The organism is Ruegeria sp. CDSA193 (assembly GCF_059611885.1).
Genome location: NZ_JBXWPN010000006.1, coordinates 306,598 through 332,651 on the forward strand (window position 1 = coordinate 306,598; position 26,054 = coordinate 332,651).

The window sequence follows — 26,054 nt, forward strand, 5'->3', positions numbered from 1 at the left end:
ATCAATGCCGGGCTTTGCATCCGTTGCAGAAATCTCAGTTTGCGACCGGGCCTTCGGAGGTAAACTTCGGGATCACGCTGCTGGAGGCCCCGTCGGCCTCGATGCCCGGCCAGTTTCCTTCAGCCAGATTGATATTGCCGGGAATATCTTCTTCAAAGAACCCGACAACCACATCAGTAATGTTCAGATACAGCTTGTCATCAACAATCCGCCACAGGTTCGGGTTCGCAGGCACCTTGCCGCCGCGTGACACGCCATAGGCGCAGTGACCGTCATATTGCGGCGCATAATAAGCAGGGTTTTCCAAGAACTTGTCCCGGTTCTCTTCGGTCGAGAATGCCCAGGTAACGCCGTTGTATTCGGCCGTAATATCTGACCTTCCGCGGACGGCTTCGGGCTGTGATTGACCGACAGCAACCTGATCCAGACTGCGATAGGCAACCACGTCATATCCTGACACCGCATAGCCGGTGCCGTCCACATACTGATCACCTGCAAGGGCAGGCATGGCAAATGCCAAGGTCGCAGCTAAGGTCCAGGCAAGTCGTTTCATAAGGGCGGTCCTTTTTTATTGGATGGGTGATCGGCCCGGAATACGGGGCTGTGCAGAGAATAGGTGATTCCTCGATCGAACGCAGTCCCGCTCGCGTCGCTGTGACATCGAATGACAAAACGTGAAGTCTTTTGCACTGAATGTTACAAAATCTTCCCAACGGGCAGGGTTGGACTTTGCCCTTTGCAATATTAGCTGTTGCAGCGAACGGATAATTCACCCGAACTTTGCTGAGAAAGGCAAGAAATGAGCGAGCAATCGACCTATACGCCCCCGATGGTCTGGACATGGGACAGCCAAAACGGCGGACAATTCGCTAATATCAACCGCCCGATTGCGGGGGCAACTCATGACAAGGATTTGCCTGCTGGGCGCCATCCTCTGCAGCTCTATTCGCTTGCCACTCCGAACGGGGTAAAAGTAACCGTCATGCTGGAAGAGCTTCTGGCGCTAGGCCATGAAGAGGCCGAGTACAACGCCTGGCTGATCAACATCGGCGAGGGAGATCAGTTTAGTTCGGGCTTTGTAGAGGCCAACCCGAACTCGAAGATCCCTGCCCTTTGGGATCGGTCCGGTGAAAAACCAGTGCGCGTGTTCGAAAGTGCCTCGATTCTGTTTCACCTGGCTGAAAGGTTCAACGCATTTCTACCCGAATCCGGGCCAGAACGGACAGAGGTGATGAACTGGGTTTTCTGGCAAATGGGCAGTGCACCATATCTGGGTGGCGGGTTTGGCCATTTCTACGCCTATGCGCCCGAGAAATGGGAATATCCCATCAACCGCTTTGCCATGGAAACCAAGCGGCAGCTGGATGTTCTGGATCGGGAGTTGTCCGAGAAAACCTATATCGCGGGCGAGGATTACTCTATCGCCGATATCGCGATCTGGCCCTGGTACGGACAACTGGTTCTTGGGCGCCTGTACAGCGCAGCCGAGTTCCTGGACGTCGAATCCTACAAGAACGTCATGCGCTGGGCCAAGGAGATTGACGCCCGTCCCGCCGTGAAACGTGGTCGCATGGTCAATCGTGCCTTTGGCGAAAAGCATACACAGCTTCACGAACGCCACGAGGCCGGCGACTTTGAAACGCGTACACAGGACAAGCTGGAGCCAGCAGCCGAGTAAACAAACCGGGCTTCGCGGATCAATCTGCGAAGCCCCATTCTACCATTACTTGAGCAAAGGCGGTTTGTCCGGATCGCGCCCAGGAGCGATATGCGCATTCACACGCGCCTCAGGCTGCGGCAGATCGTACCGCAAACCCGCCCGCGCCAAAGACGCTGCGGCCGTGTCACTCGATTTGAAAAAACCTACGTCCATTGCCCCAGCTTCAACCCCGGAAAAGGTAAGCGCTTCGGATGCAGCCTTGGCCAGAGCTGCCTCTGCCCCTTCGACGGCATCGACAAAACCCAGCAAATGCCCGAACCCACCTTCAGCCGTTTTGGTGCTGACCAGATAGGCGGCTTGCGCCAACCCAATGGCCGTAGCCAGCTTGGCGTCCAAAGCTGTCAGCAATTCGTCGGGCAACCCCGATGGAGCTAGGAACTCGGACAGGTGCTGTTGCACCTCTTCGGGACCATGCTGCAAAGTTTCCACCAACCAGCCCAATGCCTCGGGCGGGATCAACATCGAGGACGGGGCAACCTCAAGGTTCAACCCCAGCCCGATCCCCTGCCCCGACAACATAGACGATAAAACCCGCCCCGACAGCGCAACATAGGGCACCGGGCGGTCTGCGAAGCGGGCCAGCCGGTCTTCGCGATCGAAAGCCAGCACAAAACGCCCATCTGCCACATCGAACAATTCGGGCGAAATACTCTCGTTCTTTGCCTCTTCCGTCAGCATCAGGAACAGCTCACTGTCAGCCAGCCGTTCAAAGAAACGCAGGCGGGCCGCATCATCCTGCGGAGCAGCCTCAGCCGCGGCATGGGCGGCGTCCAGAGCCGAAATCTCAGTCATTCAGAACCTCTTGCACCCGTGCGCGCAAAACCGGCAACAGATCGGCTTCGAACCACGGGTTTTTCTTCATCCATGCCGTATTCCGCCAGGACGGATGAGGCAAGGCAAAGACCCGCGGCGCATAGTCCCGCCAGTTGCGGACGGTTTCGGTGACTGACCCACGTGACTTCAGGTGATATCTATGGGCGTGCCCCCCGACAAGAATGGTCAACGGCACAGGCCCAAGATCCGCCATGACCCGATCGTGCCAAGTCTGACCGCATACTGACGGAGGAGGCAAATCTGCCTTGCGCGCATCATAGCCAGGAAAGCAAAACGCCATTGGAACGATCGAGACACGCGAACGGTCATAAAACAGCTCCTCATCAACACCCAACCACGCCCGAAGCCGATCACCGGAAGGGTCGGTAAAAGGGCGACCCGACGCATGCACTCGTGCCCCCGGAGCCTGACCACAGACCAAAATGGGCGTGTCTTTGCGGAACCAGACAATGGGTCTTGGTTCATGCGCGGTTTCGGTTGCCGCAAATCGGTCGGCACAAATACGGCAGGCCTCTATTTCTTTTTCGAGTGGGTTCATGAGATCGCAATCAGTGCCGCATCAGATGGTTAGTGTTCTGAAAGCAAGATAGGTAACACACATCCAGACGCCAACAGATGCAAAAGTCACATTACCAAAAACGACCCCCGGAACGCATTGATCATTTGTTTCATAATTCGACATAATGTGGCCTATATGGCGCCGTAGAGGTACCGTTCTTTCGCCGATCCGAACGGCGCAACAACAAGATAAACCCGCAGGCCTTGGATGCTTGAGTTTGAAAATGTCAGCAAGTCCTTTTGGACCGGGACGCGCCGAAAGGTGATTCTGGACAGAGTGTCTTTTCGCGTCGAACTTGGCACATCCATCGGCATTCTGGCCCCGAACGGTACCGGAAAAACCACCCTGATCAACATGATGGCCGGACTAGAGAAACCCGACGAAGGGGTCATTCGCAAATCCTGCCGCGTCTCTTTTCCGATGGGATTTACCGGCGGAGTTTCAAACAAGCTGTCGGCTCTGGAGAACTCGCGCTATATCGCCAAGATCTATGGTATGGACCCGGACTATGTCGAGGCATATTGCAGTTGGCTGTGTGGCCTGGGTGAATATTTCAATCAACCGCTGGCGACCTATTCATCCGGCATGCGGTCGCGATTCACATTTGCGTTGATGCTGGCTCTGGATTTCGACATGTACCTCATCGACGAAGGGATGCCGGCCACAACGGATGTTGAATTCAACAAAAAGGCAGGCGACATTCTGCAGGAACGGCTGCGCACAACAACACTGGTCATCGTCTCTCACAACCCGGCCCTGCTTGAAAAATTTGCGCGTCAGGCGGCGGTTTTAGTGGATGGTCAGCTTCACTTGTTCGAAACCTTGGAAGAGGCAAAGCAGTTATATGACTACCAAACCCAGGGCTGATAAATACAACTGGCGTCGCAAACGGCGGTCTGCGGGAAATGCCGAAACGCGCGAAGACGCGATCTCGCGCATTCGCCAGGCCACACAGGCGCCCGGCGCAGAAAATGAACCACCAGTAGGAACCGAGATCGACGCTATCAAACGCGAAGGACTGACCGGCCGCCAACTGCGGGTGGCACGTCGTCTTGCCCAGAAAAACGGTCTTGCGGCGACTTCGGACTATGATGCAGTTCGGTTGTTGCGCAAAAAGGGAATTGATCCGTTTGAACGCTCCAGTCTGCTGAACCTTGCCTCGGAAAAGAAAACTTCGGACGAGCAGACGAATGATCGCATCACGATCCACCTGCCCCAGACCGTGAAAGATGCACCGGAGAACTTGCCCGGACCGGAGATGAGCCCGGCCGAGCGGCGTGAACGTGAAATCGGACAGATTCAGAGGGACATCGCCCGCCGCCGCCGTCGCAAACTGTTCGCTCTGTTTGCACGGCTTGCGGCCTTTGTCCTGCTACCTACCTTTGTCGTGGGTCTCTATTTCTATCGGATCGCGACCCCAATGTACGCCAGCAACTCTGCCTTTCTGATCCTTCAGGCGGACGGGGGCGCGGGCTCTATCGGAGGGCTTCTGGCAGGGACCCAATTTGCGACCACGCAGGATTCGGTTGCCACCCAGGAGTTTCTGGAATCGAAAGATGCGCTTGAACTTTTGGACACAGAGGCCGGTTTCGCTGATGTGTTCAAACAGGACTGGATCGACCCCATTCAGCGATTATCCCCAGACGCCAGTCTCGAAGAGGCTTACAAGCTGTACAAACGCATGATCACGGTCGGATATGACCCGACCGATGGCCTGATCCGGATGGAGGTGGCGACACCTGACCCACAGACTTCGGCCGCGTTTTCCCGAGAACTGATTTCCTATGCCGAGCAACGGGTAAACGCGCTGACCGAAAAGAAACGCGAAGACCAGATGAAAGATGCCCGGGAAGGGTTTGTAAGCGCTCAGGAAGAACGCAAGAAAGCTCAGGAAGACCTGATCGAGCTTCAGCTGCAAGGCGCAATCCTTGACCCTGAAAGCGTCATTGCCGGGTTGCGGGGCCGCATAAACGAAATCGAGACGCTTATTCAGGACAAAGAACTGCAGCTTGCAGCCTTGTTGGACAATCGCCGCCCAAACAAAGCCAAGGTGGATGGCGCACAGGCCGATATCGCACGGCTTACGGTTGTGCTGGAGGAATTGAACGCCGAAATGCTGGATGTCTCTGCCGGCGAGAATTCGCTGGCCAGGCTGAGTGTTCGGATTCAGATGGCACAGGCCGATCTGGCCGCTCGGGATATGATCCTGCAATCAGCTATGCAGCATATGGAGACAACCAGGACCGAAGCCAATCGTCAGGTTCGGTATCTGACGGTTTCCGTGAATCCTGTTCCCAGTCAGGAACCCAGCTATCCGCGCAAGTTCGAAAATACGATTTTGGCTTTCCTGTTGTTTGCTGGTATCTACCTGATGATCTCGCTTACCGCGTCGGTCCTTCGTGAACAGGTATCCTCGTAAGACACATGAAACATGTAAAAATCTCCGATCTCACGGTCGGCAATGATCTTCCCCTGACGATCATCGCCGGTCCCTGCCAACTGGAAACTGCCGATCATGCCCAAATGATCGCAGGAAAAATGAAAGAGGCCTGCGACGCCGCCGGGGCGCAGTACGTCTTTAAAGCCTCATACGACAAGGCGAACCGGACTTCTCTGTCGGGTGCGCGAGGTATGGGAATAGACACAGGGCTCAAGGTTCTGGATGACATCCGCAAAACCTTGGGTATTCCAGTGCTGACAGACGTACATACCGAAGCCCAGTGCTCGATTGCGGCCGAGGCTGTGGACGTGCTGCAAATCCCCGCGTTTCTTTGCCGACAGACCGATATGCTGCTCGCTGCTGGTAATACCGGCAAGGCGGTTAATGTCAAAAAAGGACAGTTTTTGGCCCCATGGGAGATGGGCAACATCGTGAGCAAGGTAGAAAGCACTGGGAACACAAACATCCTGCTGACAGAACGCGGAACTTCGTTTGGATATAATACGTTGGTCGCTGACATGCGCGGCCTGCCGCAGATGGCCAAAACGGGATACCCGGTCGTAATGGATGCCACACACTCGGTACAGCAGCCTGGCGGCAAGGGTGGTTCTACTGGTGGGCAGCGAGAATTCGCGCCTGTGATGGCCCGCGCTGCGGTTTCGCTTGGCATCGGTGCGGTTTTTATCGAAACCCATCAGGACCCTGATACTGCACCTTCCGACGGTCCTAATATGATCCCATTGGACCAGATGCCGCAGCTCATCGATACATTGATGCGTTTTGATGCGTTGGCCAAGGCCAACCCTATCCAAATCTGAACAAGAGTATTCCCATGACCAAACCCAACCCCGAGGTGACTCCGAACACCTGGAGCTTTCTGCGCGACGCAATGATCAAGCCAACCGGCTTTCGCGAATATGATGCCCGCTGGAAATATCCAGAAGAGATCAACTTGCCGGGCATGACCGCACTGGGGTTGGGTCTGGGCACACAGATGCGCAAGCGTGGGATTGAACCCGTGATTGCTGTAGCCAATGATTATCGTGATTATTCTCTGGCCATTAAAAATGCCCTGATCCTGGGCCTGATGCAGGCGGGAATTCAGGTAAAGGATATCGGTCCGGCGCTTAGCCCGATGGCCTATTTCGCTCAGTTCCATCTGGACGTTCCAGCCGTGGCCATGGTCACGGCCAGCCACAATCCAAATGGCTGGACCGGGGTCAAGATGGGGTTCGAACGTCCCCTGACCCATGGCCCGGACGAGATGTCAGAGCTGCGAGACATTGTTCTGAATGGCGAAGGGCAGACCCACCCTGGCGGGTCCTACGAATTCGTTGATGGCGTGAAAGAGGCCTATATCGACGATCTGGTCGGCGATTTCAGAATATCCCGGCCTCTCAAAGTGGTCTGTGCCACAGGGAACGGCACCGCATCCGCCTTTGCCCCGGAAATCTTTGAACGCATGGGGGTCGAAGTCGTGCCCAGCCACAACCAGCTGGACTATACTTTCCCGCATTACAACCCGAACCCAGAAGCGATGGAAATGCTGCACGACATGTCCGATACCGTGAAAGCCAGCGGTGCCGACATGGCGCTGGGGTTCGATGGTGACGGTGACCGCTGTGGCGTTGTGGATGACGAGGGGGAGGAGATTTTTGCTGATAAGGTCGGCGTGATCATGGCCCGCGATCTGGCCAAGATTTACCCCAATGCCACCTTTGTCGCCGACGTGAAATCAACCGGCCTTTTTGCCAGCGACCCCGAGTTGAAGGCCCGCGGGGTCAAGGCAGATTATTGGAAAACCGGCCACAGCCACATGAAGCGGCGAGTCAAAGAGATCAACGCGCTGGCCGGGTTCGAAAAGTCGGGGCATTACTTTTTGGCCGAACCGATTGGCCGTGGCTATGATTGCGGCATGCGCGTCGCGGTTGAGATCTGTAAACTGATGGACCGCAACCCGGACCAAAGCATGTCCGACCTGCGAAAGGCGCTACCGAAAACATGGTCGACACCGACCATGTCCCCCTATGCAGCGGATACCGAAAAATACGACATACTCGACCGTTTGGTCGCAAAGCTGGTCGCCAAATCCGAAGCCGGAGAGACGCTTGCAGGTCGCCCGATCAAGGAAGTGGTCACTGTCAACGGTGCCCGAGTCATTCTGGACAATGGCAGCTGGGGGTTGGTGCGTGCCTCGTCGAACACGCCCAATCTGGTGGTCGTCTGCGAAAGCAGCGAAAGCGAAGAAGAGATGCGTGCCATTTTTGCGGATATCGACGCGGTCATCCGAACCGAACCGGGTGTCGGAGATTACGACCAGACCATCTGAGCGTTGGTGCCGGGGCCCTGGCCCCGACACTTCAATTTCCGCCAAACAGCTTAAGCAGTCCTTTCTTGGCCTCGTCCTCAAGCTTGTTCTTCAGCGCATCCTCGACGCTGTCACCGTCAGTCCCGGCCGTACCGGTATCGCCGCCTATCTTGTCGATGACTTTCTTTTTGACATCATCCTCAAGCTCTTTGACTTTTCCTCCGGCGGCCGCTTCGATCACCTTGGTCAGGTCCGGCTTGATCGACGGATTGCTCCATGGTCCAACTATACGCACCGGAACCGACAGGCCCTCTCCCGAATTCGCACGCAGAGCGACCGGCGTGAACAGATAGTCGATATTGCGCGCTCCGATCCCGACTTTTCCTTTGCCATCCGCGCGGAAATTGTCCAGCGACATCAACAGATCGTTGTTCTGCAAAACGCCCTTATCAATGGTGAAGCTAGCCGTCAGGCTGTTGAACACGGTGGTGCCACCCGAACCTTTGCCTCGTCCCATCAGACGATCAAGGTCAAAACCCGATATCAGCCCCTTTCCTACATCCAAGCGGCCCTTACCGCTGAGCGAGCGCATGATCTGATTCTCGTTCTGGCCAACGCCCAGAAACTCGAATGATCCCGACCCGGTCCCGGACAGCCGCTCGACCCCGACCAAGGCTGTCAGAGCTAGTTTGAGGTCAATGCCCTTGGCCTTTATCTTGCCGCCAACGGACAACCCATTCCGATTATTGGCCACCACCTGCCCGTTCAGCGTTCCGGAAAACAAGGTTGCCGGGTTCATCTCCAATGCAGCCCGAGACCGGTCCAGCCGCATTGTCAGGTCGCTGGGGCCAAGCGTCAGCTCGGGCAACGCGATAGATTTGGCTGTCAGTCGAATTTCACCATTGGCCAAAGCCAGCGCGGAGGCGTCGATCGGTTCCCTTGACCACCCCTCCGAGGCAGCACCCGAGCCGGAACCGCCGGAACTGGACGAGTCCGTCTGACCACTTTGATTATAGCGAGAAAGATCAAGATCACTGGCATCCAGCCGAGCGGTGATCTGTGGCGGGTTGGAAATTACAATATCAACTTCGCCTGTAAAACGGTTACTGTCGAGTGAAGCCACCAGATCGCGCACAGATATGCGGCCATCTCTGGTATAAGTCATCTGCCCCGACACATTCGCAGCGCGGCCCAACCCGTGCGGCACTCCAACGCCCTCCTGACCAAACGCAGCCAGCATTTTTTCCGTGTCTTTGGTTTCCAACTGCAGCTTGCCGTCCATCTCTCCGGCAAGGTTGACGCGCCCGTCAAACCCGATGTCACCACCGGGGGCGGCAAGCGCCAGCTCAATCTCGGATGCCGCGCCCGAGGCATAGGCCGGCAGGTCGGGTATCTTGATATCCACGCGGGCCTCACCGCCCGGAACCGGCATTTGTGCATCCAGAACCATGGGGGCCGAGACTGCTGGCCAACTAGCAGACAAATCCACATCTGCGACATCAAATCGGGCCGATCCATTTTCAACAAAGATCAGACGCGCCTGAGTCAGTTTCAGATGCTCCAGTGTCACCACACGCGATGCATCGGCCGGTTTTGATCCACCCGAGCCGCTGGCTGTCGGGGCGACGGCCGTGTCAAACTCCCAGTTTCCGCGCCCGCCTGACAGTTCAAGTCTGAGGGTCGGATTCTCGGCAATAATCCGTTTGATCAGCACATCGCCGGACAAAATGGCCAAGGTATCGACCCCAACCGCCAGGCTTTCGGCGCTCAGCATCGGCTCAGACCCCGCCCACGAGGCATTTCCGAAGGAAACCGCCCCGGTTTCCATGCCCAGCACAGGCCAGAAGGACAGCTTAACGCCCCCTGACAGTTTCAGATCGCGCCCGGTTTGTGCCTTGACCTGCTCGGCCAGAATGGTCGCCAACTTGTCGCCCGGCATCAGCAGCAACGCGCCGATGACAAGACCGACCACAGCCACCAAAAGGAACAGGATGCGCATTAGCCATTTCATTTTCTGCTCTCCGACTTATTTGGCACGCTATAAAAAGATCATTCAAAGACGGCAGCGCATTTGCAAGGGGAAGCTTTCCCCACTATATGCCGCGCCATGACCACAAATCCGCCAAACCTCCGCCCCGACCTGGCACCTGCTGCCCGGATCACTGATACACCACGTCCGAACCAGCCGACCATCGGCATGGTATCGCTGGGTTGCCCCAAGGCTTTGGTCGACAGCGAGCGGATTCTGACGCGCCTGAGGGCCGAAGGATACGGCATCTCGCCGGACTATTCAGGCGCGGATGCCGTGATTGTGAATACCTGCGGATTTCTGGACAGCGCCAAGGCGGAGTCTCTGGATGCCATCGGCGAGGCTTTGGTGGAAAACGGCAAGGTTATCGTAACCGGATGTCTAGGGGCCGAACCCGATTACATCCGCGAGCATCACCCCCGTATCATGGCCGTCACCGGACCACATCAGTACGAGCAGGTGCTGGATGCGGTACACAAGGCCGTGCCGCCTGATCCCGATCCCTTCGTGGATCTGCTGCCTGCAGCCAACGTTCAACTGACGCCGCGCCACTACAGCTATCTCAAGATATCCGAGGGCTGTAACCACAAATGCAAGTTCTGCATCATCCCGGACATGCGCGGCAAACTGGCCAGCCGTCCGGCGCATGCTGTTCTGCGCGAGGCGGAAAAGCTGGTCGATAACGGTGTGCGCGAATTGCTGGTGATCTCTCAGGACACCTCGGCCTATGGGTTGGACCGGAAATACGATGTGAATCCCTGGAAAGACCGTGAGGTCCGCAGCCATATCACCGATCTGGCGCGTGAATTGGGTCAGTTGGATGCCTGGATTCGTCTGCACTATGTCTATCCCTACCCGCATGTACGTGAACTGATCCCGCTGATGGCGGATGCGGGCAGCAACGTGCTGCCCTATCTGGATATCCCTTTTCAACACGCACATCCGGATGTTTTGAAACGAATGGCCCGCCCCGCTGCAGCTGCCAGAACATTGGACGAGATCGCTGCCTGGCGCGCGACCTGTCCTGACATCACTCTGCGATCCACCTTTATCGTGGGCTATCCCGGCGAGACCGAGGCTGAGTTCCAGACCCTTCTGGACTGGATGGACGAGGCGCAACTGGATCGCGTCGGCTGCTTTCAGTACGAGAACGTCGAAGGAGCCCGATCCAACGACCTTCCTGACCATGTGCCCGCCGATGTCAAACAAGACCGATGGGAAAGGTTCATGGAAAAGGCTCAGGCGATTTCCGAGGCCAAACTGGCCGCCAAGGTCGGCCATACCCTGCAAGTCATCGTGGATGATATCGACGATGAGGCCGCGACCTGTCGCACCACCGCAGATGCGCCCGAGATTGACGGCAATCTGTTCATCGACGAGGGGTTTGAGGCCCTGAAGCCGGGCGACATTGTCTCGGTCGAGGTGGACGAGGCCGGGGAATATGATCTATGGGGCAAGCTTCGCTAACCACACCTACCTGAATTGACCGACCCAGCGGCAGTCAAAAAAGGCTCAACAGCCCGATAACCCAGGCCAATCCGCCAGCCAAAGCAGACAGTGCCACCGCAGCGCTGGCGGCGTCTTTGGCTTGCCCGGCCAATAGATTGTGTTCGGTCGAAGTATGATCCACCGCCCGTTCGATCGCCGTGTTGAACAGTTCAGCCACCAGAACCAACAGACCGATCACCAGTATCAGAGCCCTAACGCCATCGCTCAGGGGCAGCCACAGGGCCAGACCCGCAGAAACAAGATTGGTGCAGACCCAAGCGCGGAACGAGTATTCACTGTGCCAAGTGGCAGCCAATCCCTGCCAGCTCCAGCGGATGCGGTCCTTTAGATGGGTGACAAGTTTTCTCATGCGACCTCGGTAATTCAATAGGTCAAACAGAAACCCTAACACCGTATGACAGGCAATAAAAAAGCCACCCATAGGGCGGCTTTTTTGTTCGATTGTGCGGGCGGCTATGTCGGAATCCGCCCGCGAAAATCTTATTGAGCAGTCGGATTACATACGGTCTGACCTGCTTCGGTCGTCGCCAGATCTGTCCCTGCCGGGCAGCTCGGCGTGCCGTATTTGTCATAATCTGGGGTAATGTATACCGGTGTCGGCTCTTCCTGTTGCGAGCAAGCAGCCAGAACCAGGGCAAACGCACTAACGGCAGCAAATTTGAGTTTCATGTCCGTCATTCCTCTAATTAATCTCTGTTATTGCCCTGAACATGGGGCCGACTTCACAATACGGTGTGGTTGGTAATTTTGCAATAAAATCAACAGCGCGTTTGCGAAAGCAGGCAAAACCATGCCGGGGGGATTGCCCATGGAATGGGTGCCGCGTGGCAGCTACTGCTTTCGGCACATCTGTTCAGGCGATAGACTGGGGAAAGTCAGCGAACGGAGAAATCAGATGCCAGAAGGTCCTGTCATTGCGCAAAAAGCGCCCTATCCAATCGAAGTAACCGAAGGAAAAAGCTATTTCTGGTGCTCGTGCGGCCGGTCCAATCGGCAGCCATTTTGTGATGGATCTCACAAAGGAACCGGCTTTGAACCGGTCAAGTTCACGGCTGATACCAGCAAGAAACTGTTCTTCTGCGGCTGTAAAAACTGCGCTAACCCACCGTTTTGCGACGGGACACATTCCAAGATCTGATCACTTCAGCCGGTTGAAAACCTGGCTATTTACGCAGAACCCGGGCGCTGAACGAGGATCAGTTTGCTGTGCGGCCAGCCATATCGTGCATTTCTCGTGACAGTCCGAGGCCCGGCAACGCGTTACCATCTCGGCGTATTCATCCGGACTCAACCGCCCGTCGGACATGGCTTCGGTCAACGAGATCTTAAGGCATCGGGCAACAGATCGAGTCAGCCAAAAGTGCTTTTCCACGTCGCCCAGTACAGCGTGTTTCATCCCAATTCCTGCATTTGTATTACTTTCAACGCGGCGAATTGATGTTTGTTCGGGCAGGTTTGTGGTGCTCCTGCAACATCTGGATGTCTTTCCATCCAATCCGGACAGGCAGCCGCCCAGCCACATCCCTGACACAGGCGGATCATTTCAGCCCAGTCTTCCTGACTTAGCCGACCTTTATTGTGGGCCCGCACAATATCCGTACCCGTAGTTTGCCCCATCCTCAACACAAGGCGCAAATGAGTCATGAGGTGTCCAAGGCGCGGCATTGCGGCCCCCCTAAGGGATCAACTTGCTTAACAAATCCTGGTTCCGGCAATATTCGGGTGTCTGCGTTGCCAGAACCGGTTGATTCAAAAAAGATTGGCAATGGCCCGGGTTCGGGCAATCGGTGCATCGCAGAACCGCATCGGTAATCTGATCCACCGATATATGTCCAGCGATTGCAGATTCCTGCAGATCCACCCCCAGCTTGCCAGCCATACGGTCAACAAGACCAGCATGATGCCTAAGCGTTTCGCGATCGGGCATTGGCATTCCTTTCCGTTTCGCTTTGTCCGATCAGACTAGCAATACGAAACAGCCCAAGCCTTGACGCAGGTCAAAGTCCCAATTCCAGCTCGTCCAGATAAGCCCGTGTTGCATCCTGCACCCGTCGGAATCGATCACCGCCCAGCTTTTTTCCGCCATACCATCGAGTGACAATGACGATATGACCGCTCAGTTCGGCCCTTTCCAGCATGCGCAGAATCACCATTCCGGCACCGCTTTCCCCGTCATCCGCCTTGAGCGCACCAGTGGGCAGGATTGCGGCCCAGGTATTGTGCGTGGCCTTGGCATAGCTTTTGTCAGATTTCAGATCCTGCAGGACAGCAGCCACCTCGTCACGGGAACTGACCAAAGCGCCGGACACGGCATATTTCGATCCGCGGTCCGTCAAGACAACCCCCAACCGTTTCAGTCCCGTCATTGTGTCAGCCCAAGCTGCCGCGAGGTTTCCAAAACAATTTCGACGCGCTGAGCATTCGGTGGATGGGTGCCTAGAAAACGATCGCCTGGGTCAGGAATTCGGGCAAAATAGCGGGCTCCTAACAAGGGATTATAACCTGCCCGGTGCGTGATGATCGTTCCCAACCGGTCCGCTTCCAGTTCAAAGTCCTTGACATATATCTGGGCACCCACCTGCGCGCCCAGCTTCTGCGCCTGTTCAAGATCTGCGTCATTTGCCCCCGCTATGCGTGCAAGTTCGCCAAAAATCGCGGCACTTTCTCGTGAGTTTTCGGACTGGCGGGGAATATGGCGCAGGATGTGATGAGCAGATTCATGCCCCATCACAAAGGCCAGTTCATCGGCGTTTTCCACCGATTGAATCATCGCGCGGGTGAAGATTATGACTGGTTGATTGTCGTCATCCAAGGTTTGAAAAGCATTTGCTGGTGCGCGAGGGTTCAGATCAACCACGATCGAAAAATCGCAGTTGCTGACATTACTGCGCCGCTTGCACTCTGCGCGCGCCACATCCCCGACCCTTTGACTGATTTCGCGAAAGGTCAGCACATCGACCTGAAAATCAGTTGAAGGTTGTTGCCATTCCTCTACCGGCTGAACGCGTAACGAACCAGTGTCACAGGCCGAAAGAACCAGACCAAATATCAACAAGATCAGGCGACGCATACTATTTCCTTTGGTCCGGTCATGCCTTTTCGTCGAACATAGCCCGACACAAGGCGGTTCGCCACCGGACGATTTCCCAAGAACGGGTTGCATTGCAATGTTCCGCCCGGCAAGCTGGACACATGTTTTCGATTGAGCATGAATTCGACTCGACGGTCATAACCCTGGTGGACGAAGGCGAAAAGCCTTTGAACGAGGATGTGGTCATTAACAATTTTGCAGAATGCGTAACGCTGGAACAACTGGATCCGCGCACTGACCAGGTTCAGAAGATTACGCTTTCGCCCGAACAGGTTCGTGATCTGGCTGCGGCACTGGATCTGCCCGAAGGTGTTTACCAAATTCGCGAAACTCCCGATCAGGCCTGACACACAAAGACTTTCTCGCGCGATGTCTGGCCGCGCTTCAGGATCAGTGCGGACGGAGCAACCCCCAGCGCCACCGCCAGAATCTCCCGCGTGGCTTCATTTGCCCTGCCGTTTTCGGGCGGTGCAGTGATATATATTCTGATCGTTCCGTCCTGAACCAAAATCCTGTCTGCTGCGGCTTTCGGGGTAACCCTGACCGCAATCTCAGCATTCGGTGCTACACGGTCGCTCAGGTCTGGAAGATTTCTTAGTTTCGGTTTTCCCATTGGCACCTTCTGTTAACAAAGACCCTTGCACGGTTGGGCGGGGAATGAAATTGATCCAACTGGTCCAGCCGATTGCACTTGAAACTCGCCAGACGTTCAACCAGATACAGACAGCCTATGTAAAGGAAGTTAACATATGTCCTTGAAGAATCCGGCCGCTTTTGAGTTTCTGCAGACCCGTCGGTCGCGCCCAGCCAAAACGTTGATTGAACCGGCCCCCGACCGTGAGCAGCTGATGCCCCTGCTGACCGCAGCAGCCCGCAGCCCGGATCACGGAAAACTGGAACCTTGGCGGTTCATCGTGCTTGAAAAAGGCGCAATGGGGCGCCTGTCGGGGCTAACGCAGGAATGCGGTGAGGCGCTTGGCAAATCCCCTCAAGACATTGAAAAAGCGCGCGGACAGTTTGATTTAGGCCATCTCGCCGTCGCTGTGATCGAGGTTCAGAAGCCTTCGGAAAAGATTCCAGCCATCGAGCAGACCTATTCAGCTGGGGCTGTTTGCCTTGCTTTGCTGAACGCTGCTTTGACCGCAGGATGGGGCGCGAATTGGTTGTCTGGCTGGCAAACCCACGATCCAGAATTCTGTCGCAAGGCGTTTGGATTGCGGGATAACGAGAGTGTTGCCGGTTTGATCCATATCGCGACCGAGGGCTCGACCCCGCCCGACCGCCCTCGCCCGGATGTTGATGCCCTGACCGAATGGGTCACAGAATGATCATCCTCAACGCCTTTTTTTCAGCGCTTGGTCAGATCGGAGACCCGAAATTCCGCGGGGTCCTGCTTCGGGGCATTGGTCTGACCATTCTTATGCTGATCGCAGCCTGCGCCGGTGCAATTTGGCTGATCAACCGGCTGTCAGGGGACGAGATATCGCTGCCATTCATTGGTGCAGTTCCCTGGCTGAATGACGTCCTCAGCTATTCCGGCATTTTCCTGGTGCTGATCCTGCCAGTGTTTCTGATGATTCCCGTCGCCTCAGCCATCACGTCTGTGTTTCTGGACGATGTCGCGCAAGCTGTAGAGGACAGGCATTATCCGAGCCTGCCCACGGTTCCACGCATTCCGATAGGCGATGCGATCACTGACGCGCTTGGCTTTATGGGCGTGTTGATCCTGGCCAACCTTCTGGCGCTGATCCTTTATGCGATCTTCACGCCACTGGCCCCGTTTATCTTTTGGGCGATGAACGGATTTCTGCTGGGGCGTGAGTATTTTACGCTGGCAGCCATGCGCCGTATCGGGCGTGAGGGCGCGCGAAAACTGCGAGCACAACATTCGTCAACAATTTGGCTTGCGGGCACGTTGATGGCCATCCCACTGTCTATTCCGCTGGTGAACCTTGTGATCCCGATTATTGGAGCTGCTACATTCACGCATATCTTTCATAAGCTGTCAGGGCCAACGCCCTGAAGCTTAGTTTCGCGGTTCCATTTGATTTAGCCAATCGAAATCCCGTACCGAAATCACGCCCGAAATAATGATCCCTGCAATGATAGCCCAGAGCACGACCGACACCCCGGTGGTGATCCATAACTTTTTCTTCATGTGATGCACTTCCGGGGCCCCTGAATGGGTGCCGGGAACGACCTCGCCCAAATCACCCTGGGTCTTGATGCGGATCGGCAGAATCACCAAAAGCGTCATGAACCAGATGACGGCAAACAGAACCAGTCCTGCAGTGATCGTCATGTGTACACCTCCGGTGTTTATACTTGTTCCAACTCGACCAGACAGCCGTTGAAATCTTTGGGATGCAGGAAAAGAACCGGTTTCCCGTGCGCCCCGATCTTGGGTTCACCGCTACCCAGCACCCGGGCGCCGGTTTCTTTCAGATGATCCCGCGCGGCAATGATGTCCTCGACCTCATAGCAAACGTGATGGATTCCACCGGCGGGGTTCTTCTCTAGAAAACCGTTGATTGGGCTGTCATCGCCCATCGGATACAGTAATTCGATCTTGGTGTTGGGCAATTCGATGAACACAACGGTCACGCCATGATCGGGCTCATCCTGCGGCGCGCCAACCTTGGCACCTAAAGCGCTGCGGTACTGTTCAGACGCCGCCTCAAGATCAGGGACGGCAATGGCAACGTGGTTTAAGCGGCCAATCATGGAACTCTCCTACCTTCTGCGTTGCAGCGGTTATGGGGACAGATCAAGCAAAGAACAAGTGCGCCAAATTGCCGTTAACCCCGTGTTAGCCAGAAGTTCCTAGCGTGAAGCATCTGCTGAATAGGAGTTCTGCCATGGACGATTCGAGCCCCTTCGCCTCACCCGCGCAGCCGACGGCCACGCGGCCGCTGCTGGGACAAACCATTTTGGTTGTGGAAGACAGCCGCTATGCCTGCGATGCCATCCGCCTGATGTGTTTGCATTCAGGCGCGCGGATCAGGCGGGCCGATTGCCTGAAGTCCGCCCGGCGCCATCTTCAGATCTATCGACCTTCGGTGATCTTGGTGGATATGGGGCTGCCAGATGGCTCTGGCGCTGATCTGATTGCCGAACTGGCCATGACTACGCCCCGGATCGGAGCGATCCTGGGCATGTCAGGCGACGACAATTCAGAAACCCTTGCGACAGAGGTTGGCGCGGACGGGTTTCTTGCCAAACCGCTTAACTCACTGTCCTATTTCCAATCGTCTATTCTGAATTGTCTACCGGAAGACCGCCGCCCCTGCACGCTCCACGCCGTTCGGGATGAGGTGATATGCCCCGATCCTATGGCCTATCAGGACGACATGGCACATATCGCAGATGTTCTGGCCGGACCGAATGACCATCGGTCACTGGACTATGCGGCCCAATTCCTGCGCGGCGTTGCCCGTGATGCGGAAGATACGGTTCTGGCCGAAGCCGCCCAGCAGTTGGCAGCCTCACGCGCCGCAGGTATGCCCATCACCGCTCTGACAGCCCAAGTTGCGGGAATAGTGCAGGCCCGTCTGGAACAGCGCGAGGCTATCTGAAGTGACAACCGCATATCTAATTACCGCATCGCTCCTTTGTCTGTGGGCATACAGACAGACACGCGTCAGCGCGCGTGACATTCGGAACAGCCGCGAGAGGAAAAAGGACCATTTCCTGTAAACCCGCTAACAGCGAATTGGGAATGGGTTGAAAACAGAAAAAACCGCCACAGGCGACTGTGGCGGGTTTTCTATCAGTCCTGAGGGATAATCCGCAGGCCCAACTCCATCAGCTGGTCCGAGGCCGGGTCGGACGGTGCCTGCATCATCAGATCCTCGGCGCGCTGGTTCATCGGGAACATCATGACCTCGCGGATATTGGCTTCATCGGCCAAAAGCATCACGATCCGGTCGATACCAGCTGCACAGCCACCGTGCGGCGGGGCGCCATAGTGGAAGGCGTTGAACAGCGCGCCAAAGCGGGATTTCACCTCATCCGCGCCATAGCCAGCCAGCTCAAAGGCCTTCAGCATGATCTCGGGCTTGTGGTTCCGGATCGCGCCCGAGACCAGCTCGTATCCGTTACAGGCCAAGTCATATTGATAACCGCGCACGTCCAGAGGATTGCCGTTCAGCGCCTCCATCCCGCCCTGCGGCATCGAGAAGGGGTTGTGTTCAAAGTCGATCGCACCGGTTTCTTCGTCTTGCTCATAGATCGGGAAATCGACGATCCAGGCAAAGGCAAAGCGGTCTTTCTCGGTCAGGTTCAGTTCATCACCGATCACATCGCGCGCCCTGCCGGCCACCTTTTCAAAGGCTTTCGGTTTGCCGCCAAGGAAGAACGCAGCGTCTCCGACGCCCAGACCCAACTGCTGGCGGATCGCCTCGGTCCGTTCAGGGCCAATGTTTTTGGCCAGTGGACCGGCGGCCTCCATCCCTTCGCCCTGATCGCGCCAGAAGATATAGCCCATACCGGGCAGACCCTCTTTCTGGGCAAAGGCGTTCATGCGGTCGCAGAACTTGCGGCTGCCACCCGTCGGCGCAGGGATAGCGCGGATTTCGGTGCCATCCTGCTCCAACAGCTTCGCGAAAATCGCGAACCCAGACCCGCGGAAGTGGTCGGAGACCACTTGCATTTTAATAGGATTCCGCAGGTCGGGCTTGTCGCTGCCATACCACAAGGCCGCGTCCTTGTAGGAAATCTGCGGCCAGTCCTGATCGACTTTACGGCCGCCGCCGAACTCTTCGAACACGCCGGTCAGAACGGGCTGAATCGTGTCGAATACGTCCTGCTGCTCGACAAACGACATCTCAAGGTCAAGCTGGTAGAAATCGGTGGGTGAGCGGTCGGCGCGCGGGTCTTCGTCCCGGAAGCAGGGCGCGATCTGGAAATACTTGTCAAAGCCCGACACCATGATCAGCTGTTTGAACTGCTGTGGGGCCTGCGGCAGCGCGTAGAACTTGCCCGGGTGAAGACGTGACGGAACGAGGAAATCGCGCGCGCCTTCGGGCGAGGACGCCGTGATGATTGGCGTCTGATACTCGCGGAAGCCCTGATCCCACATCCGGCGGCGCATCGAGGCAACAACGTCCGAGCGCAAGGTCATATTCTGCTGCATCACTTCGCGGCGCAGGTCCAGATAGCGATAGCGCAGGCGCGTTTCCTCAGGGTATTCCTGATCGCCGAACACCATCAGCGGCAGCTCGTCAGCGGCGCCCAGTACTTCCAACTCGCGCACGTAAACTTCGATCTCGCCCGTGGGCAATTTCGCGTTCACCAGATCAGCGGCGCGCGCTTTGACTGTGCCATCGATACGGATACACCATTCCGAGCGGACTTTTTCCAGTTCGGCGAATGCCGCGCTGTCGCCGTCGCACAAAACCTGTGTGACGCCGAAATGATCGCGAAGGTCGATGAATAGAACGCCGCCGTGATCTCGGACCCGATGCACCCAGCCAGACAGGCGAACGGTTTCACCGACATTGGCGGCGGTCAGAGCGGCGCAGGTGTGGCTGCGATAGGCGTGCATGGATCATATCCCTTCGGGCGCAGAATTGGTCGGGCCGATACACCGCGTCAGACTGGGAAAGTCAAGGCAAGTCGCACCGTCAAAACGGCCTTTGCACGTTGCCTGAGTAGAAATAGATGCCCAGACCCACCGCAAAGATGATGTTCCCCGCGATGGCATGCAGCAGAACCGCATAGAAAAACGATCCGCGTTTGCGATAGGCCCAGGTAAACAGCAACCCTCCGGCAAATGTCATCAGAGCTACGATCCAGCTCCAATACATCAAATGCGCAAGCGAGAAGAGCGATGCATTCAGCAGATAAGCTGTGCGTCCATTGGGCAGGATTGCGTGGTAGCGACGAAAGAACAGCGACCGGAACAGCAGCTCTTGCGGCAGGGCGGAAACGAATGGGTAAAACACCCAAATCATCGCCAGCAGCTCGGGTTGGTTGTGCAACAGGAAAAAGGCAGCTTCGGGACGGGTCAGTCGTACTAGCGCAACACAAAACAGGGTCATTCCCACAGCAAAGCCGGCGACTTCCGGCCAGGACCAGTTGCGCCAGTTATATCTCAATTCCGCCCAGGCAAATCCGTGCGTGAAATGCAACAACACGATCCCGATGGCCGTAAAAGTAAACAGCGATGGAAACATCCAGTTTGGCGGGAAAAGTACGGCGATCAGCACAGGTATGGCGACGAAGAACAAACCGAATTCCAGTCGCAACCAACGGGAAGGTGCTGCGGCTTCAGCCCAATCGGTTTGCCTGTTCACAGTACCGCCAATTCTGCCCAGATCAGGCCTCGCAAGGAATTGCCCATCCAGAACCTTTCCGCGCTTTGCAGGTCGGTCATGGTCAGCACCGCCTCGCTGACTTTATTATTTTCCAGCAAGTCTTCGCGCAAGATCCCGGGAAGCAAGCCGGAGGACAAGGGCGGCGTCAGGCAACGACCATCGGGCATGTCCAGAAAGATGTTAGTGATGGTGCCCTCGCACACTTCGTCACGCTCATTCAGAAACAGCCACTCATCTACGCCCTCTGGCAGTGCCACCCGGGCCCGGTCATAAACATCGCGCTGCGTCGTCTTGTGCTGCAACCAGATATCAGAGGCAGCAAGCCTCGTATTGGAAACTGCGACCCGCCAGACGGACGGGTTATCCGCCAGTGCACCGGTTGTCACGCCAAACCCGCCACTGATGTCCATCGTCAATCGACAGCGCAATGAGGTTGAACCCGCAACTTGGTCGAGCGTTGCAATCGCGCGCCCTGCATCGAAAGGAAGCCCCAATGCCCGTGCCGAACGCTCCATCCGGGCTAGGTGTTTTCCAACACGCACAAACCCGCTCTCTGGCCGGAATGCCAGCGTTTCGATCAGACGGAAGTCAGGGTCAGCTGGTGGGCGAAACGTGCCTTCCATAGCGCTTCCTCATATTCGGATGGGGCTGTGCTGTCCCAGACAACGCCCCCACCCACATTCAGCGTGGCCTTGTTGCCCTCGACCATCAGCGTGCGAATAGCCACGTTGAACTCGGATCGCCCGTCTGGCGCGGCCCAACCGATAGCACCACAATAGATATCGCGTGGCCAGGGTTCGAGATCGGTCAAAATCTCCATCGCGCGAATTTTGGGCGCGCCTGTGATCGAGCCGCAGGGAAACAACGCGTTTAGGATATCGGAAAGTTCTGCCCCAAGATGCAGCTGTGCCTGCACCAGCGAGATCATCTGATGCACGGTTGCATATGTTTCGACCTTGAATAGCTCGGGTACCTTTACGGACCCCGGCAGCGCAACCCGGCTGATGTCATTGCGCAGAAGGTCAACGATCATGAGGTTTTCAGCGCGGTTCTTCTCGTCTCTCGACAAGAAATCGCGGCGGCGCGCGTCCTCGGCCATGTCTTCGCTGCGGGGTTGTGTGCCCTTCATCGGGCGGGTTTCGATCGTCCGATCTGCACCGGTGCGAAAGAACAACTCTGGCGAGCGGCTGAGCAAATCGGGCAAATCATCCTGCTGAACCAGCGCTCCGTGACCGACCGGCTGGCCCACAGCCAACGCCGCATAAAGCGCGGCGCTATCCCCTTGCAATGTCAGGTCAATGGGGAACGTCAGGTTGGCCTGATAGATATCCCCTGCCCCGATCGCATCGTGGACCAGCTGAAAGGCGCTTGCATATCTTGCCTCGTCCCAGCGCGGTGTGAATTCGGCAACACCGCCTAGGGGTGCGGGCAGATCGCACTGGCCTGGCGCATCATAGGCACCGAAACACAGCAGTGGCAGGCGGCGGTCAGTAGGCATCCGGTCCAACAGGCGGGGTTCCAACGCATATCCAAGCTCATAGCTTGCATAACCGGCCAGCCAGGCCCCATCCGCGCGTGCCTCATCCAGCGCCGCCAAAGCCTGTGGCACGTCTTCCGCTTTGTCTGCGCGGATCACCCGGTCTGGCCGTTCGAAATAAGTTCCCGATCCGGCCGGCCCCTGATCAAAACGAATACGCACGTGCATCCTCATTTGTCGTGCTGCGCGGTATAGACAATACGGCGGTAAGGGAAAGAGGGGAAAGCAGCAATTTCGCCCCTGTTTCCGATACCTCTTGAACCTTTTGGCGCGGTCCCTATAACGCAGAACAATTTGGGCACGCGGGCGGTGCCCTGACTCGCAGTTAACCGAAGGAAACAGGCTATGCCGAGAAGAACCGACATCCAGTCGATCATGATCATCGGGGCGGGCCCCATTGTCATCGGTCAGGCCTGCGAATTCGACTATTCAGGCGCACAGGCCTGTAAAGCCCTGCGCGAAGAAGGATACCGGGTCATTCTGGTAAACTCAAACCCAGCTACAATCATGACCGATCCCGGTCTGGCCGATGCCACTTATATCGAGCCGATCACGCCCGAAGTTGTCGCCAAGATCATCGAGAAAGAACGCCCCGACGCCTTGTTGCCCACAATGGGTGGGCAGACCGGACTGAACACCTCACTTGCACTGGAAGAGATGGGCGTACTGGACGAGTTCGGTGTCGAGATGATCGGTGCGACCCGCGACGCCATCGAAATGGCCGAAGACCGCAAACTATTCCGCGAAGCGATGGATCGGCTGGGCATCGAAAACCCCAAGGCCACCATAATTACCGCCCCCAAGCGCGACGACGGCTCCACCGATCTTGATGCTGGCGTCCAGATTGCCTTGGGCGATCTGGAAGACATCGGCCTGCCTGCCATCATTCGCCCCGCCTTTACCATGGGCGGCACCGGCGGCGGTGTGGCTTATAACCGCGAGGATTATATTCACTTCTGCCGCTCGGGCATGGATGCCTCGCCGGTAAACCAAATCCTCGTCGATGAGAGCCTGCTAGGTTGGAAAGAGTATGAGATGGAGGTTGTACGCGACACGGCCGACAACGCCATCATCGTCTGTTCCATTGAGAATATCGATCCGATGGGTGTGCATACCGGCGACTCGATCACCGTAGCCCCTGCCCTGACACTGACCGACAAAGAATACCAGATCATGCGCAACGGCTCCATCGCCGTTCTGCGCGAGATTGGGGTCGAGACTGGAGGTTCGAACGTACAATGGGCGATCAACCCCGAAGACGGCCGAATGGTCGTGATCGAGATGAACCCCCGCGTGTCGCGTTCGTCCGCGCTGGCGTCCAAGGCGACCGGGTTCCCGATTGCGAAGATCGCGGCCAAGCTGGCTGTTGGCTATACGCTGGACGAGCTGGACAATGACATCACCAAGGTCACGCCCGCCTCCTTCGAGCCAACCATCGACTATGTCGTGACAAAAATTCCGAAATTTGCGTTCGAAAAGTTCCCCGGCTCTGAACCTTACCTGACCACGGCGATGAAATCGGTGGGTGAGGCCATGTCCATTGGCCGCACGATCCACGAATCGATGCAAAAGGCGCTGGCCTCGATGGAATCCGGCCTGACTGGCTTTGATGAAGTAGAAATCCCCGGCCTGAACGTTGGTGTCTGGGACGAGGTCAGTGACAAAGTCGCGGTGATCAAAGCGATCAGCAAGCAAACCCCCGACCGTCTGCGCACCATCGCGCAGGCCATGCGTCACGGTTTGACCGATGATGAGATATTTGGGGTCACCAAATTTGACCCTTGGTTCCTGGCCCGCATCCGCGAGATCATCGAGGCCGAGCGTCAGTTGCGCAAAGACGGCCTGCCGGTGACCGAAGAAGGCATCCGCAGGCTGAAAATGCTGGGTTTCACCGATGCGCGGTTGGGCAACCTGACAGGCCGTGACGAAGGCAATGTACGCCGCGCCCGCCGCAATCTGGGTGTTAACGCAGTATTCAAGCGCATCGACACTTGCGCTGCCGAGTTTGAGGCGCAGACGCCCTATATGTACTCGACCTACGAAGCCCCTATGATGGGTGATGTTGAGTGCGAGGCGCGCCCGAGTGACCGCAAGAAAGTTGTTATCCTGGGCGGCGGCCCCAACCGGATCGGTCAGGGGATCGAATTCGATTATTGCTGTTGTCACGCCTGCTTCGCACTGACCGATGCGGGCTATGAGACCATCATGATCAACTGTAACCCCGAAACGGTTTCAACCGATTATGACACCTCGGACCGGTTGTACTTTGAACCGCTGACATTCGAACACGTCATGGAAATCCTGACGAAAGAACAGGAAAACGGCACTCTACACGGTGTGATCGTTCAGTTCGGCGGGCAGACCCCGTTGAAACTGGCCAATGCGCTGGAAGAAGAAGGCATTCCGATCCTCGGCACCACGCCCGACGCCATCGACCTGGCCGAAGACCGCGAGCGGTTCCAGGCGCTTGTCAATGATCTGGGCCTGAAACAGCCCAATAACGGCATCGCATCGACCGACGAGCAAGCGCTGAAAATCGCCGAGGATATCGGCTTTCCGCTGGTGATCCGTCCCTCCTATGTTCTGGGTGGCCGCGCGATGGAAATCGTGCGCGATATGGACCAGCTGCGGCGCTATATCAACGAGGCCGTGGTGGTCTCGGGCGACAGCCCTGTGCTGCTAGACAGCTATCTGGCGGGCGCGGTTGAACTGGATGTCGACGCGCTGTGCGACGGCACGGATGTTCATGTCGCAGGCATCATGCAGCATATCGAAGAGGCCGGCGTGCACTCGGGCGATAGCGCCTGTTCGCTGCCACCTTACTCGCTGTCGAAAGAAGTGATTGGCCGGGTCAAAGAGCAGACCTTCAAGCTGGCCAAGGCGCTGAACGTTGTCGGCTTGATGAACATTCAATTCGCGATCAAGGATGATGATATCTACCTGATCGAGGTCAACCCGCGCGCCTCGCGTACCGTGCCCTTCGTGGCCAAAGCGACGGACAGCGCCATCGCCTCGATCGCCGCGCGCGTGATGGCGGGCGAAAAGCTGGCGGACTTCCCGCTGCGCCCTGCATACAAAACCGTGGACGATACCAAGATCGCCGACCAGATGACGCTGGCCGATCCGGATATGCCGTGGTTCTCGGTGAAAGAGGCGGTGCTGCCCTTCGCCCGGTTCCCCGGCGTCGACACTATTCTGGGGCCTGAGATGCGCTCGACCGGAGAAGTCATGGGCTGGGACCGCGACTTTCCCCGCGCCTTCCTCAAAGCACAGATGGGTGCGGGCATGGTGCTGCCATCCTCGGGACGTGCGTTTATTTCGATCAAGGATGCCGACAAGACGCCTGCCATGCTTGAGGCTGCACAGGTTCTGGCCGCGCAGGGCTTTGCCCTTGTCGCCACCCGCGGAACGCAAAGCTGGCTGGCCGAGCACGGTATTGCCTGTGATCTGGTCAACAAGGTCTATGAGGGCCGTCCTGACGTGGCTGACATGCTTAAAGATGGTCAGGTACAGTTGGTGATGAATACCACCGAAGGTGCACAGGCGGTCGAGGACAGCAAGGCCATCCGGTCCATCGCGCTCTATGACAAGATCCCATATTTCACCACCGCCGCCGCCAGCCACGCTGCCGCGTTGGCGATAAAGGCGCAGGCCGAAGGTGATGTCGAGGTCAGGTCCCTGCAAGGCTGACCTTCCCCCCACTACACCAG

30 protein-coding genes are annotated in these 26,054 nt (G+C 56.8%); 12 read left to right on the top strand and 18 right to left on the bottom strand.

Annotated elements, in window-relative coordinates; translation table 11 throughout:
• Positions 1-34: 34 nt before the first annotated feature.
• A complete protein-coding gene (locus AC2FLG_RS13920) occupies positions 35-553 on the bottom strand; it encodes a YHS domain-containing (seleno)protein (protein WP_496689615.1) in 519 nt (172 codons plus the stop codon).
• 246 nt (positions 554-799) lie between these two features.
• Between AC2FLG_RS13920 and yghU the strand changes: the two genes are divergently transcribed.
• The gene (gene yghU, locus AC2FLG_RS13925; protein ID WP_271949300.1) at positions 800-1,678 is read left to right on the top strand and encodes a glutathione-dependent disulfide-bond oxidoreductase; all 879 of its coding nucleotides are present in this window, start codon (positions 800-802) and stop codon (positions 1,676-1,678) included.
• Between the two features lie 45 nt (positions 1,679-1,723).
• Here yghU and AC2FLG_RS13930 read toward each other — a convergent pair whose 3' ends face one another.
• Both AC2FLG_RS13930 and AC2FLG_RS13935 read right to left on the bottom strand, forming a co-directional pair.
• Positions 1,724-2,512, bottom strand: coding sequence for an SseB family protein (locus AC2FLG_RS13930; RefSeq protein WP_496706659.1), 789 nt, complete (start codon positions 2,510-2,512; stop codon positions 1,724-1,726).
• Positions 2,505-3,092: a uracil-DNA glycosylase family protein gene (locus AC2FLG_RS13935; protein WP_496690991.1), complete on the bottom strand. Its 588-nt coding sequence runs from the start codon at positions 3,090-3,092 to the stop codon at positions 2,505-2,507. The genes AC2FLG_RS13930 and AC2FLG_RS13935 overlap by 8 nt, the downstream gene beginning before the upstream one ends.
• Before the next feature lie 228 nt (positions 3,093-3,320).
• On the opposite strand from AC2FLG_RS13935, the gene AC2FLG_RS13940 reads away from it, so the two are divergent.
• Genes AC2FLG_RS13940 through AC2FLG_RS13955 form a run of 4 tightly spaced genes read left to right on the top strand, consistent with a single transcriptional unit; the run spans position 3,321 to position 7,882 of the window.
• Positions 3,321-3,980, top strand: coding sequence for an ABC transporter ATP-binding protein (locus AC2FLG_RS13940; protein WP_142636630.1), 660 nt, complete (start codon positions 3,321-3,323; stop codon positions 3,978-3,980).
• A complete protein-coding gene (locus AC2FLG_RS13945) occupies positions 3,958-5,532 on the top strand; it encodes a KpsE/RkpR family capsule polysaccharide export protein (protein WP_282027572.1) in 1,575 nt (524 codons plus the stop codon). Before AC2FLG_RS13940 ends, AC2FLG_RS13945 begins: the two co-directional genes overlap by 23 nt.
• Before the next feature lie 5 nt (positions 5,533-5,537).
• Entirely contained in the window at positions 5,538-6,371 is an 834-nt protein-coding gene (gene kdsA / locus AC2FLG_RS13950) for a 3-deoxy-8-phosphooctulonate synthase (RefSeq protein WP_496701939.1), read from the top strand.
• A 14-nt stretch (positions 6,372-6,385) separates the two neighbouring features.
• Entirely contained in the window at positions 6,386-7,882 is a 1,497-nt protein-coding gene (locus AC2FLG_RS13955) for a phosphomannomutase/phosphoglucomutase (RefSeq protein WP_281994962.1), read from the top strand.
• 31 nt (positions 7,883-7,913) lie between these two features.
• Here AC2FLG_RS13955 and AC2FLG_RS13960 read toward each other — a convergent pair whose 3' ends face one another.
• Complete coding sequence (locus AC2FLG_RS13960; RefSeq protein ID WP_496706661.1) at positions 7,914-9,872, bottom strand: AsmA family protein; 1,959 nt, start codon at positions 9,870-9,872, stop codon at positions 7,914-7,916.
• 96 nt (positions 9,873-9,968) lie between these two features.
• Here AC2FLG_RS13960 and rimO point away from each other — a divergent pair, with 96 nt between their 5' ends.
• Complete coding sequence (gene rimO, locus AC2FLG_RS13965) at positions 9,969-11,357, top strand: 30S ribosomal protein S12 methylthiotransferase RimO (protein ID WP_142636620.1); 1,389 nt, start codon at positions 9,969-9,971, stop codon at positions 11,355-11,357.
• A gap of 34 nt (positions 11,358-11,391) precedes the next feature.
• Here rimO and AC2FLG_RS13970 read toward each other — a convergent pair whose 3' ends face one another.
• Entirely contained in the window at positions 11,392-11,748 is a 357-nt protein-coding gene (locus tag AC2FLG_RS13970) for a diacylglycerol kinase (RefSeq protein ID WP_496706663.1), read from the bottom strand.
• Between the two features lie 131 nt (positions 11,749-11,879).
• The gene (locus tag AC2FLG_RS13975) at positions 11,880-12,068 is read right to left on the bottom strand and encodes a hypothetical protein (protein ID WP_142636616.1); all 189 of its coding nucleotides are present in this window, start codon (positions 12,066-12,068) and stop codon (positions 11,880-11,882) included.
• 226 nt (positions 12,069-12,294) lie between these two features.
• On the opposite strand from AC2FLG_RS13975, the gene AC2FLG_RS13980 reads away from it, so the two are divergent.
• Positions 12,295-12,537: a CDGSH iron-sulfur domain-containing protein gene (locus tag AC2FLG_RS13980; protein WP_142636614.1), complete on the top strand. Its 243-nt coding sequence runs from the start codon at positions 12,295-12,297 to the stop codon at positions 12,535-12,537.
• On the opposite strand, the gene AC2FLG_RS13985 is transcribed toward AC2FLG_RS13980, so the two are convergent.
• The 5 genes from AC2FLG_RS13985 to AC2FLG_RS14005 all read right to left on the bottom strand — a co-directional run bounded on the left by AC2FLG_RS13985 (position 12,538) and on the right by AC2FLG_RS14005 (position 14,469).
• On the bottom strand, positions 12,538-12,795 hold the full coding sequence (locus AC2FLG_RS13985) for a DUF6455 family protein (RefSeq protein WP_496706665.1): 258 nt from the start codon (positions 12,793-12,795) through the stop codon (positions 12,538-12,540).
• Positions 12,792-13,064 (bottom strand): DUF6455 family protein, encoded by a 273-nt coding sequence (locus AC2FLG_RS13990; protein WP_496701528.1) that lies wholly within the window; start codon positions 13,062-13,064, stop codon positions 12,792-12,794. Before AC2FLG_RS13990 ends, AC2FLG_RS13985 begins: the two co-directional genes overlap by 4 nt.
• Before the next feature lie 10 nt (positions 13,065-13,074).
• Positions 13,075-13,332, bottom strand: a complete 258-nt coding sequence (locus tag AC2FLG_RS13995; protein ID WP_496693872.1) for a DUF6455 family protein — start codon at positions 13,330-13,332, stop codon at positions 13,075-13,077.
• A 64-nt stretch (positions 13,333-13,396) separates the two neighbouring features.
• Positions 13,397-13,765 carry a YigZ family protein gene (locus AC2FLG_RS14000; RefSeq protein ID WP_142636608.1) on the bottom strand — a complete coding sequence of 123 codons (369 nt, stop codon included), beginning with the start codon at positions 13,763-13,765 and terminating at the stop codon, positions 13,397-13,399.
• A complete protein-coding gene (locus tag AC2FLG_RS14005) occupies positions 13,762-14,469 on the bottom strand; it encodes a M48 family metallopeptidase (protein ID WP_142636606.1) in 708 nt (235 codons plus the stop codon). The genes AC2FLG_RS14000 and AC2FLG_RS14005 overlap by 4 nt, the downstream gene beginning before the upstream one ends.
• Positions 14,470-14,591: 122 nt before the next feature.
• On the opposite strand from AC2FLG_RS14005, the gene AC2FLG_RS14010 reads away from it, so the two are divergent.
• A complete protein-coding gene (locus tag AC2FLG_RS14010; protein WP_271949269.1) occupies positions 14,592-14,837 on the top strand; it encodes a DUF8831 family protein in 246 nt (81 codons plus the stop codon).
• Here the strand turns inward: AC2FLG_RS14010 and AC2FLG_RS14015 are convergent.
• On the bottom strand, positions 14,828-15,103 hold the full coding sequence (locus AC2FLG_RS14015) for a DUF167 domain-containing protein (RefSeq protein ID WP_496706668.1): 276 nt from the start codon (positions 15,101-15,103) through the stop codon (positions 14,828-14,830). The two genes, AC2FLG_RS14010 and AC2FLG_RS14015, sit on opposite strands and share 10 nt — an antisense overlap.
• 136 nt (positions 15,104-15,239) lie before the next feature.
• On the opposite strand from AC2FLG_RS14015, the gene AC2FLG_RS14020 reads away from it, so the two are divergent.
• Both AC2FLG_RS14020 and AC2FLG_RS14025 read left to right on the top strand, forming a co-directional pair.
• Positions 15,240-15,818 (top strand): nitroreductase family protein, encoded by a 579-nt coding sequence (locus tag AC2FLG_RS14020; protein ID WP_142636600.1) that lies wholly within the window; start codon positions 15,240-15,242, stop codon positions 15,816-15,818.
• Positions 15,815-16,513: an EI24 domain-containing protein gene (locus AC2FLG_RS14025; RefSeq protein WP_496690998.1), complete on the top strand. Its 699-nt coding sequence runs from the start codon at positions 15,815-15,817 to the stop codon at positions 16,511-16,513. Before AC2FLG_RS14020 ends, AC2FLG_RS14025 begins: the two co-directional genes overlap by 4 nt.
• 3 nt (positions 16,514-16,516) lie before the next feature.
• Here the strand turns inward: AC2FLG_RS14025 and AC2FLG_RS14030 are convergent, their stop codons facing one another.
• Together AC2FLG_RS14030 and mce are read right to left on the bottom strand one after the other, a co-directional pair.
• Positions 16,517-16,792 (bottom strand): DUF1467 family protein, encoded by a 276-nt coding sequence (locus AC2FLG_RS14030; RefSeq protein ID WP_142636598.1) that lies wholly within the window; start codon positions 16,790-16,792, stop codon positions 16,517-16,519.
• 17 nt (positions 16,793-16,809) lie between these two features.
• Entirely contained in the window at positions 16,810-17,214 is a 405-nt protein-coding gene (mce, locus tag AC2FLG_RS14035; RefSeq protein WP_282168947.1) for a methylmalonyl-CoA epimerase, read from the bottom strand.
• A gap of 134 nt (positions 17,215-17,348) precedes the next feature.
• Here mce and AC2FLG_RS14040 point away from each other — a divergent pair, with 134 nt between their 5' ends.
• Positions 17,349-18,065 carry a response regulator gene (locus AC2FLG_RS14040; protein ID WP_496706669.1) on the top strand — a complete coding sequence of 239 codons (717 nt, stop codon included), beginning with the start codon at positions 17,349-17,351 and terminating at the stop codon, positions 18,063-18,065.
• 194 nt (positions 18,066-18,259) lie between these two features.
• On the opposite strand, the gene aspS is transcribed toward AC2FLG_RS14040, so the two are convergent.
• The 4 genes from aspS to AC2FLG_RS14060 form a co-directional block, all read right to left on the bottom strand.
• Entirely contained in the window at positions 18,260-20,035 is a 1,776-nt protein-coding gene (aspS, locus tag AC2FLG_RS14045; protein ID WP_142636592.1) for an aspartate--tRNA ligase, read from the bottom strand.
• Between the two features lie 79 nt (positions 20,036-20,114).
• Positions 20,115-20,786: a CPBP family intramembrane glutamic endopeptidase gene (locus AC2FLG_RS14050; protein ID WP_496706671.1), complete on the bottom strand. Its 672-nt coding sequence runs from the start codon at positions 20,784-20,786 to the stop codon at positions 20,115-20,117.
• Positions 20,783-21,430 (bottom strand): aminotransferase class IV family protein, encoded by a 648-nt coding sequence (locus AC2FLG_RS14055; RefSeq protein ID WP_496706673.1) that lies wholly within the window; start codon positions 21,428-21,430, stop codon positions 20,783-20,785. The genes AC2FLG_RS14050 and AC2FLG_RS14055 overlap by 4 nt, the downstream gene beginning before the upstream one ends.
• Positions 21,385-22,512 carry an aminodeoxychorismate synthase component I gene (locus AC2FLG_RS14060; protein ID WP_142636586.1) on the bottom strand — a complete coding sequence of 376 codons (1,128 nt, stop codon included), beginning with the start codon at positions 22,510-22,512 and terminating at the stop codon, positions 21,385-21,387. The genes AC2FLG_RS14055 and AC2FLG_RS14060 overlap by 46 nt, the downstream gene beginning before the upstream one ends.
• A 177-nt stretch (positions 22,513-22,689) precedes the next feature.
• On the opposite strand from AC2FLG_RS14060, the gene carB reads away from it, so the two are divergent.
• Entirely contained in the window at positions 22,690-26,034 is a 3,345-nt protein-coding gene (gene carB / locus AC2FLG_RS14065) for a carbamoyl-phosphate synthase large subunit (RefSeq protein WP_496691002.1), read from the top strand.
• The last annotated feature ends 20 nt before the right edge of the window (positions 26,035-26,054 follow it).

Bases quoted from the DNA above. Each gene is read 5' to 3' on its own strand.
- AC2FLG_RS13920 (WP_496689615.1), bottom strand. From the start codon at position 553: ATGAAACGACTTGCCTGGACCTTAGCTGCGACCTTGGCATTTGCCATG.
- yghU (WP_271949300.1), top strand. From the start codon at position 800: ATGAGCGAGCAATCGACCTATACGCCCCCGATGGTCTGGACATGGGAC.
- AC2FLG_RS13930 (WP_496706659.1), bottom strand. From the start codon at position 2,512: ATGACTGAGATTTCGGCTCTGGACGCCGCCCATGCCGCGGCTGAGGCT.
- AC2FLG_RS13935 (WP_496690991.1), bottom strand. From the start codon at position 3,092: ATGAACCCACTCGAAAAAGAAATAGAGGCCTGCCGTATTTGTGCCGAC.
- AC2FLG_RS13940 (WP_142636630.1), top strand. From the start codon at position 3,321: ATGCTTGAGTTTGAAAATGTCAGCAAGTCCTTTTGGACCGGGACGCGC.
- AC2FLG_RS13945 (WP_282027572.1), top strand. From the start codon at position 3,958: ATGACTACCAAACCCAGGGCTGATAAATACAACTGGCGTCGCAAACGG.
- kdsA (WP_496701939.1), top strand. From the start codon at position 5,538: ATGAAACATGTAAAAATCTCCGATCTCACGGTCGGCAATGATCTTCCC.
- AC2FLG_RS13955 (WP_281994962.1), top strand. From the start codon at position 6,386: ATGACCAAACCCAACCCCGAGGTGACTCCGAACACCTGGAGCTTTCTG.
- AC2FLG_RS13960 (WP_496706661.1), bottom strand. From the start codon at position 9,872: ATGAAATGGCTAATGCGCATCCTGTTCCTTTTGGTGGCTGTGGTCGGT.
- rimO (WP_142636620.1), top strand. From the start codon at position 9,969: ATGACCACAAATCCGCCAAACCTCCGCCCCGACCTGGCACCTGCTGCC.
- AC2FLG_RS13970 (WP_496706663.1), bottom strand. From the start codon at position 11,748: ATGAGAAAACTTGTCACCCATCTAAAGGACCGCATCCGCTGGAGCTGG.
- AC2FLG_RS13975 (WP_142636616.1), bottom strand. From the start codon at position 12,068: ATGAAACTCAAATTTGCTGCCGTTAGTGCGTTTGCCCTGGTTCTGGCT.
- AC2FLG_RS13980 (WP_142636614.1), top strand. From the start codon at position 12,295: ATGCCAGAAGGTCCTGTCATTGCGCAAAAAGCGCCCTATCCAATCGAA.
- AC2FLG_RS13985 (WP_496706665.1), bottom strand. From the start codon at position 12,795: ATGAAACACGCTGTACTGGGCGACGTGGAAAAGCACTTTTGGCTGACT.
- AC2FLG_RS13990 (WP_496701528.1), bottom strand. From the start codon at position 13,064: ATGCCGCGCCTTGGACACCTCATGACTCATTTGCGCCTTGTGTTGAGG.
- AC2FLG_RS13995 (WP_496693872.1), bottom strand. From the start codon at position 13,332: ATGCCAATGCCCGATCGCGAAACGCTTAGGCATCATGCTGGTCTTGTT.
- AC2FLG_RS14000 (WP_142636608.1), bottom strand. From the start codon at position 13,765: ATGACGGGACTGAAACGGTTGGGGGTTGTCTTGACGGACCGCGGATCG.
- AC2FLG_RS14005 (WP_142636606.1), bottom strand. From the start codon at position 14,469: ATGCGTCGCCTGATCTTGTTGATATTTGGTCTGGTTCTTTCGGCCTGT.
- AC2FLG_RS14010 (WP_271949269.1), top strand. From the start codon at position 14,592: ATGTTTTCGATTGAGCATGAATTCGACTCGACGGTCATAACCCTGGTG.
- AC2FLG_RS14015 (WP_496706668.1), bottom strand. From the start codon at position 15,103: ATGGGAAAACCGAAACTAAGAAATCTTCCAGACCTGAGCGACCGTGTA.
- AC2FLG_RS14020 (WP_142636600.1), top strand. From the start codon at position 15,240: ATGTCCTTGAAGAATCCGGCCGCTTTTGAGTTTCTGCAGACCCGTCGG.
- AC2FLG_RS14025 (WP_496690998.1), top strand. From the start codon at position 15,815: ATGATCATCCTCAACGCCTTTTTTTCAGCGCTTGGTCAGATCGGAGAC.
- AC2FLG_RS14030 (WP_142636598.1), bottom strand. From the start codon at position 16,792: ATGACGATCACTGCAGGACTGGTTCTGTTTGCCGTCATCTGGTTCATG.
- mce (WP_282168947.1), bottom strand. From the start codon at position 17,214: ATGATTGGCCGCTTAAACCACGTTGCCATTGCCGTCCCTGATCTTGAG.
- AC2FLG_RS14040 (WP_496706669.1), top strand. From the start codon at position 17,349: ATGGACGATTCGAGCCCCTTCGCCTCACCCGCGCAGCCGACGGCCACG.
- aspS (WP_142636592.1), bottom strand. From the start codon at position 20,035: ATGCACGCCTATCGCAGCCACACCTGCGCCGCTCTGACCGCCGCCAAT.
- AC2FLG_RS14055 (WP_496706673.1), bottom strand. From the start codon at position 21,430: ATGGAAGGCACGTTTCGCCCACCAGCTGACCCTGACTTCCGTCTGATC.
- AC2FLG_RS14060 (WP_142636586.1), bottom strand. From the start codon at position 22,512: ATGCACGTGCGTATTCGTTTTGATCAGGGGCCGGCCGGATCGGGAACT.
- carB (WP_496691002.1), top strand. From the start codon at position 22,690: ATGCCGAGAAGAACCGACATCCAGTCGATCATGATCATCGGGGCGGGC.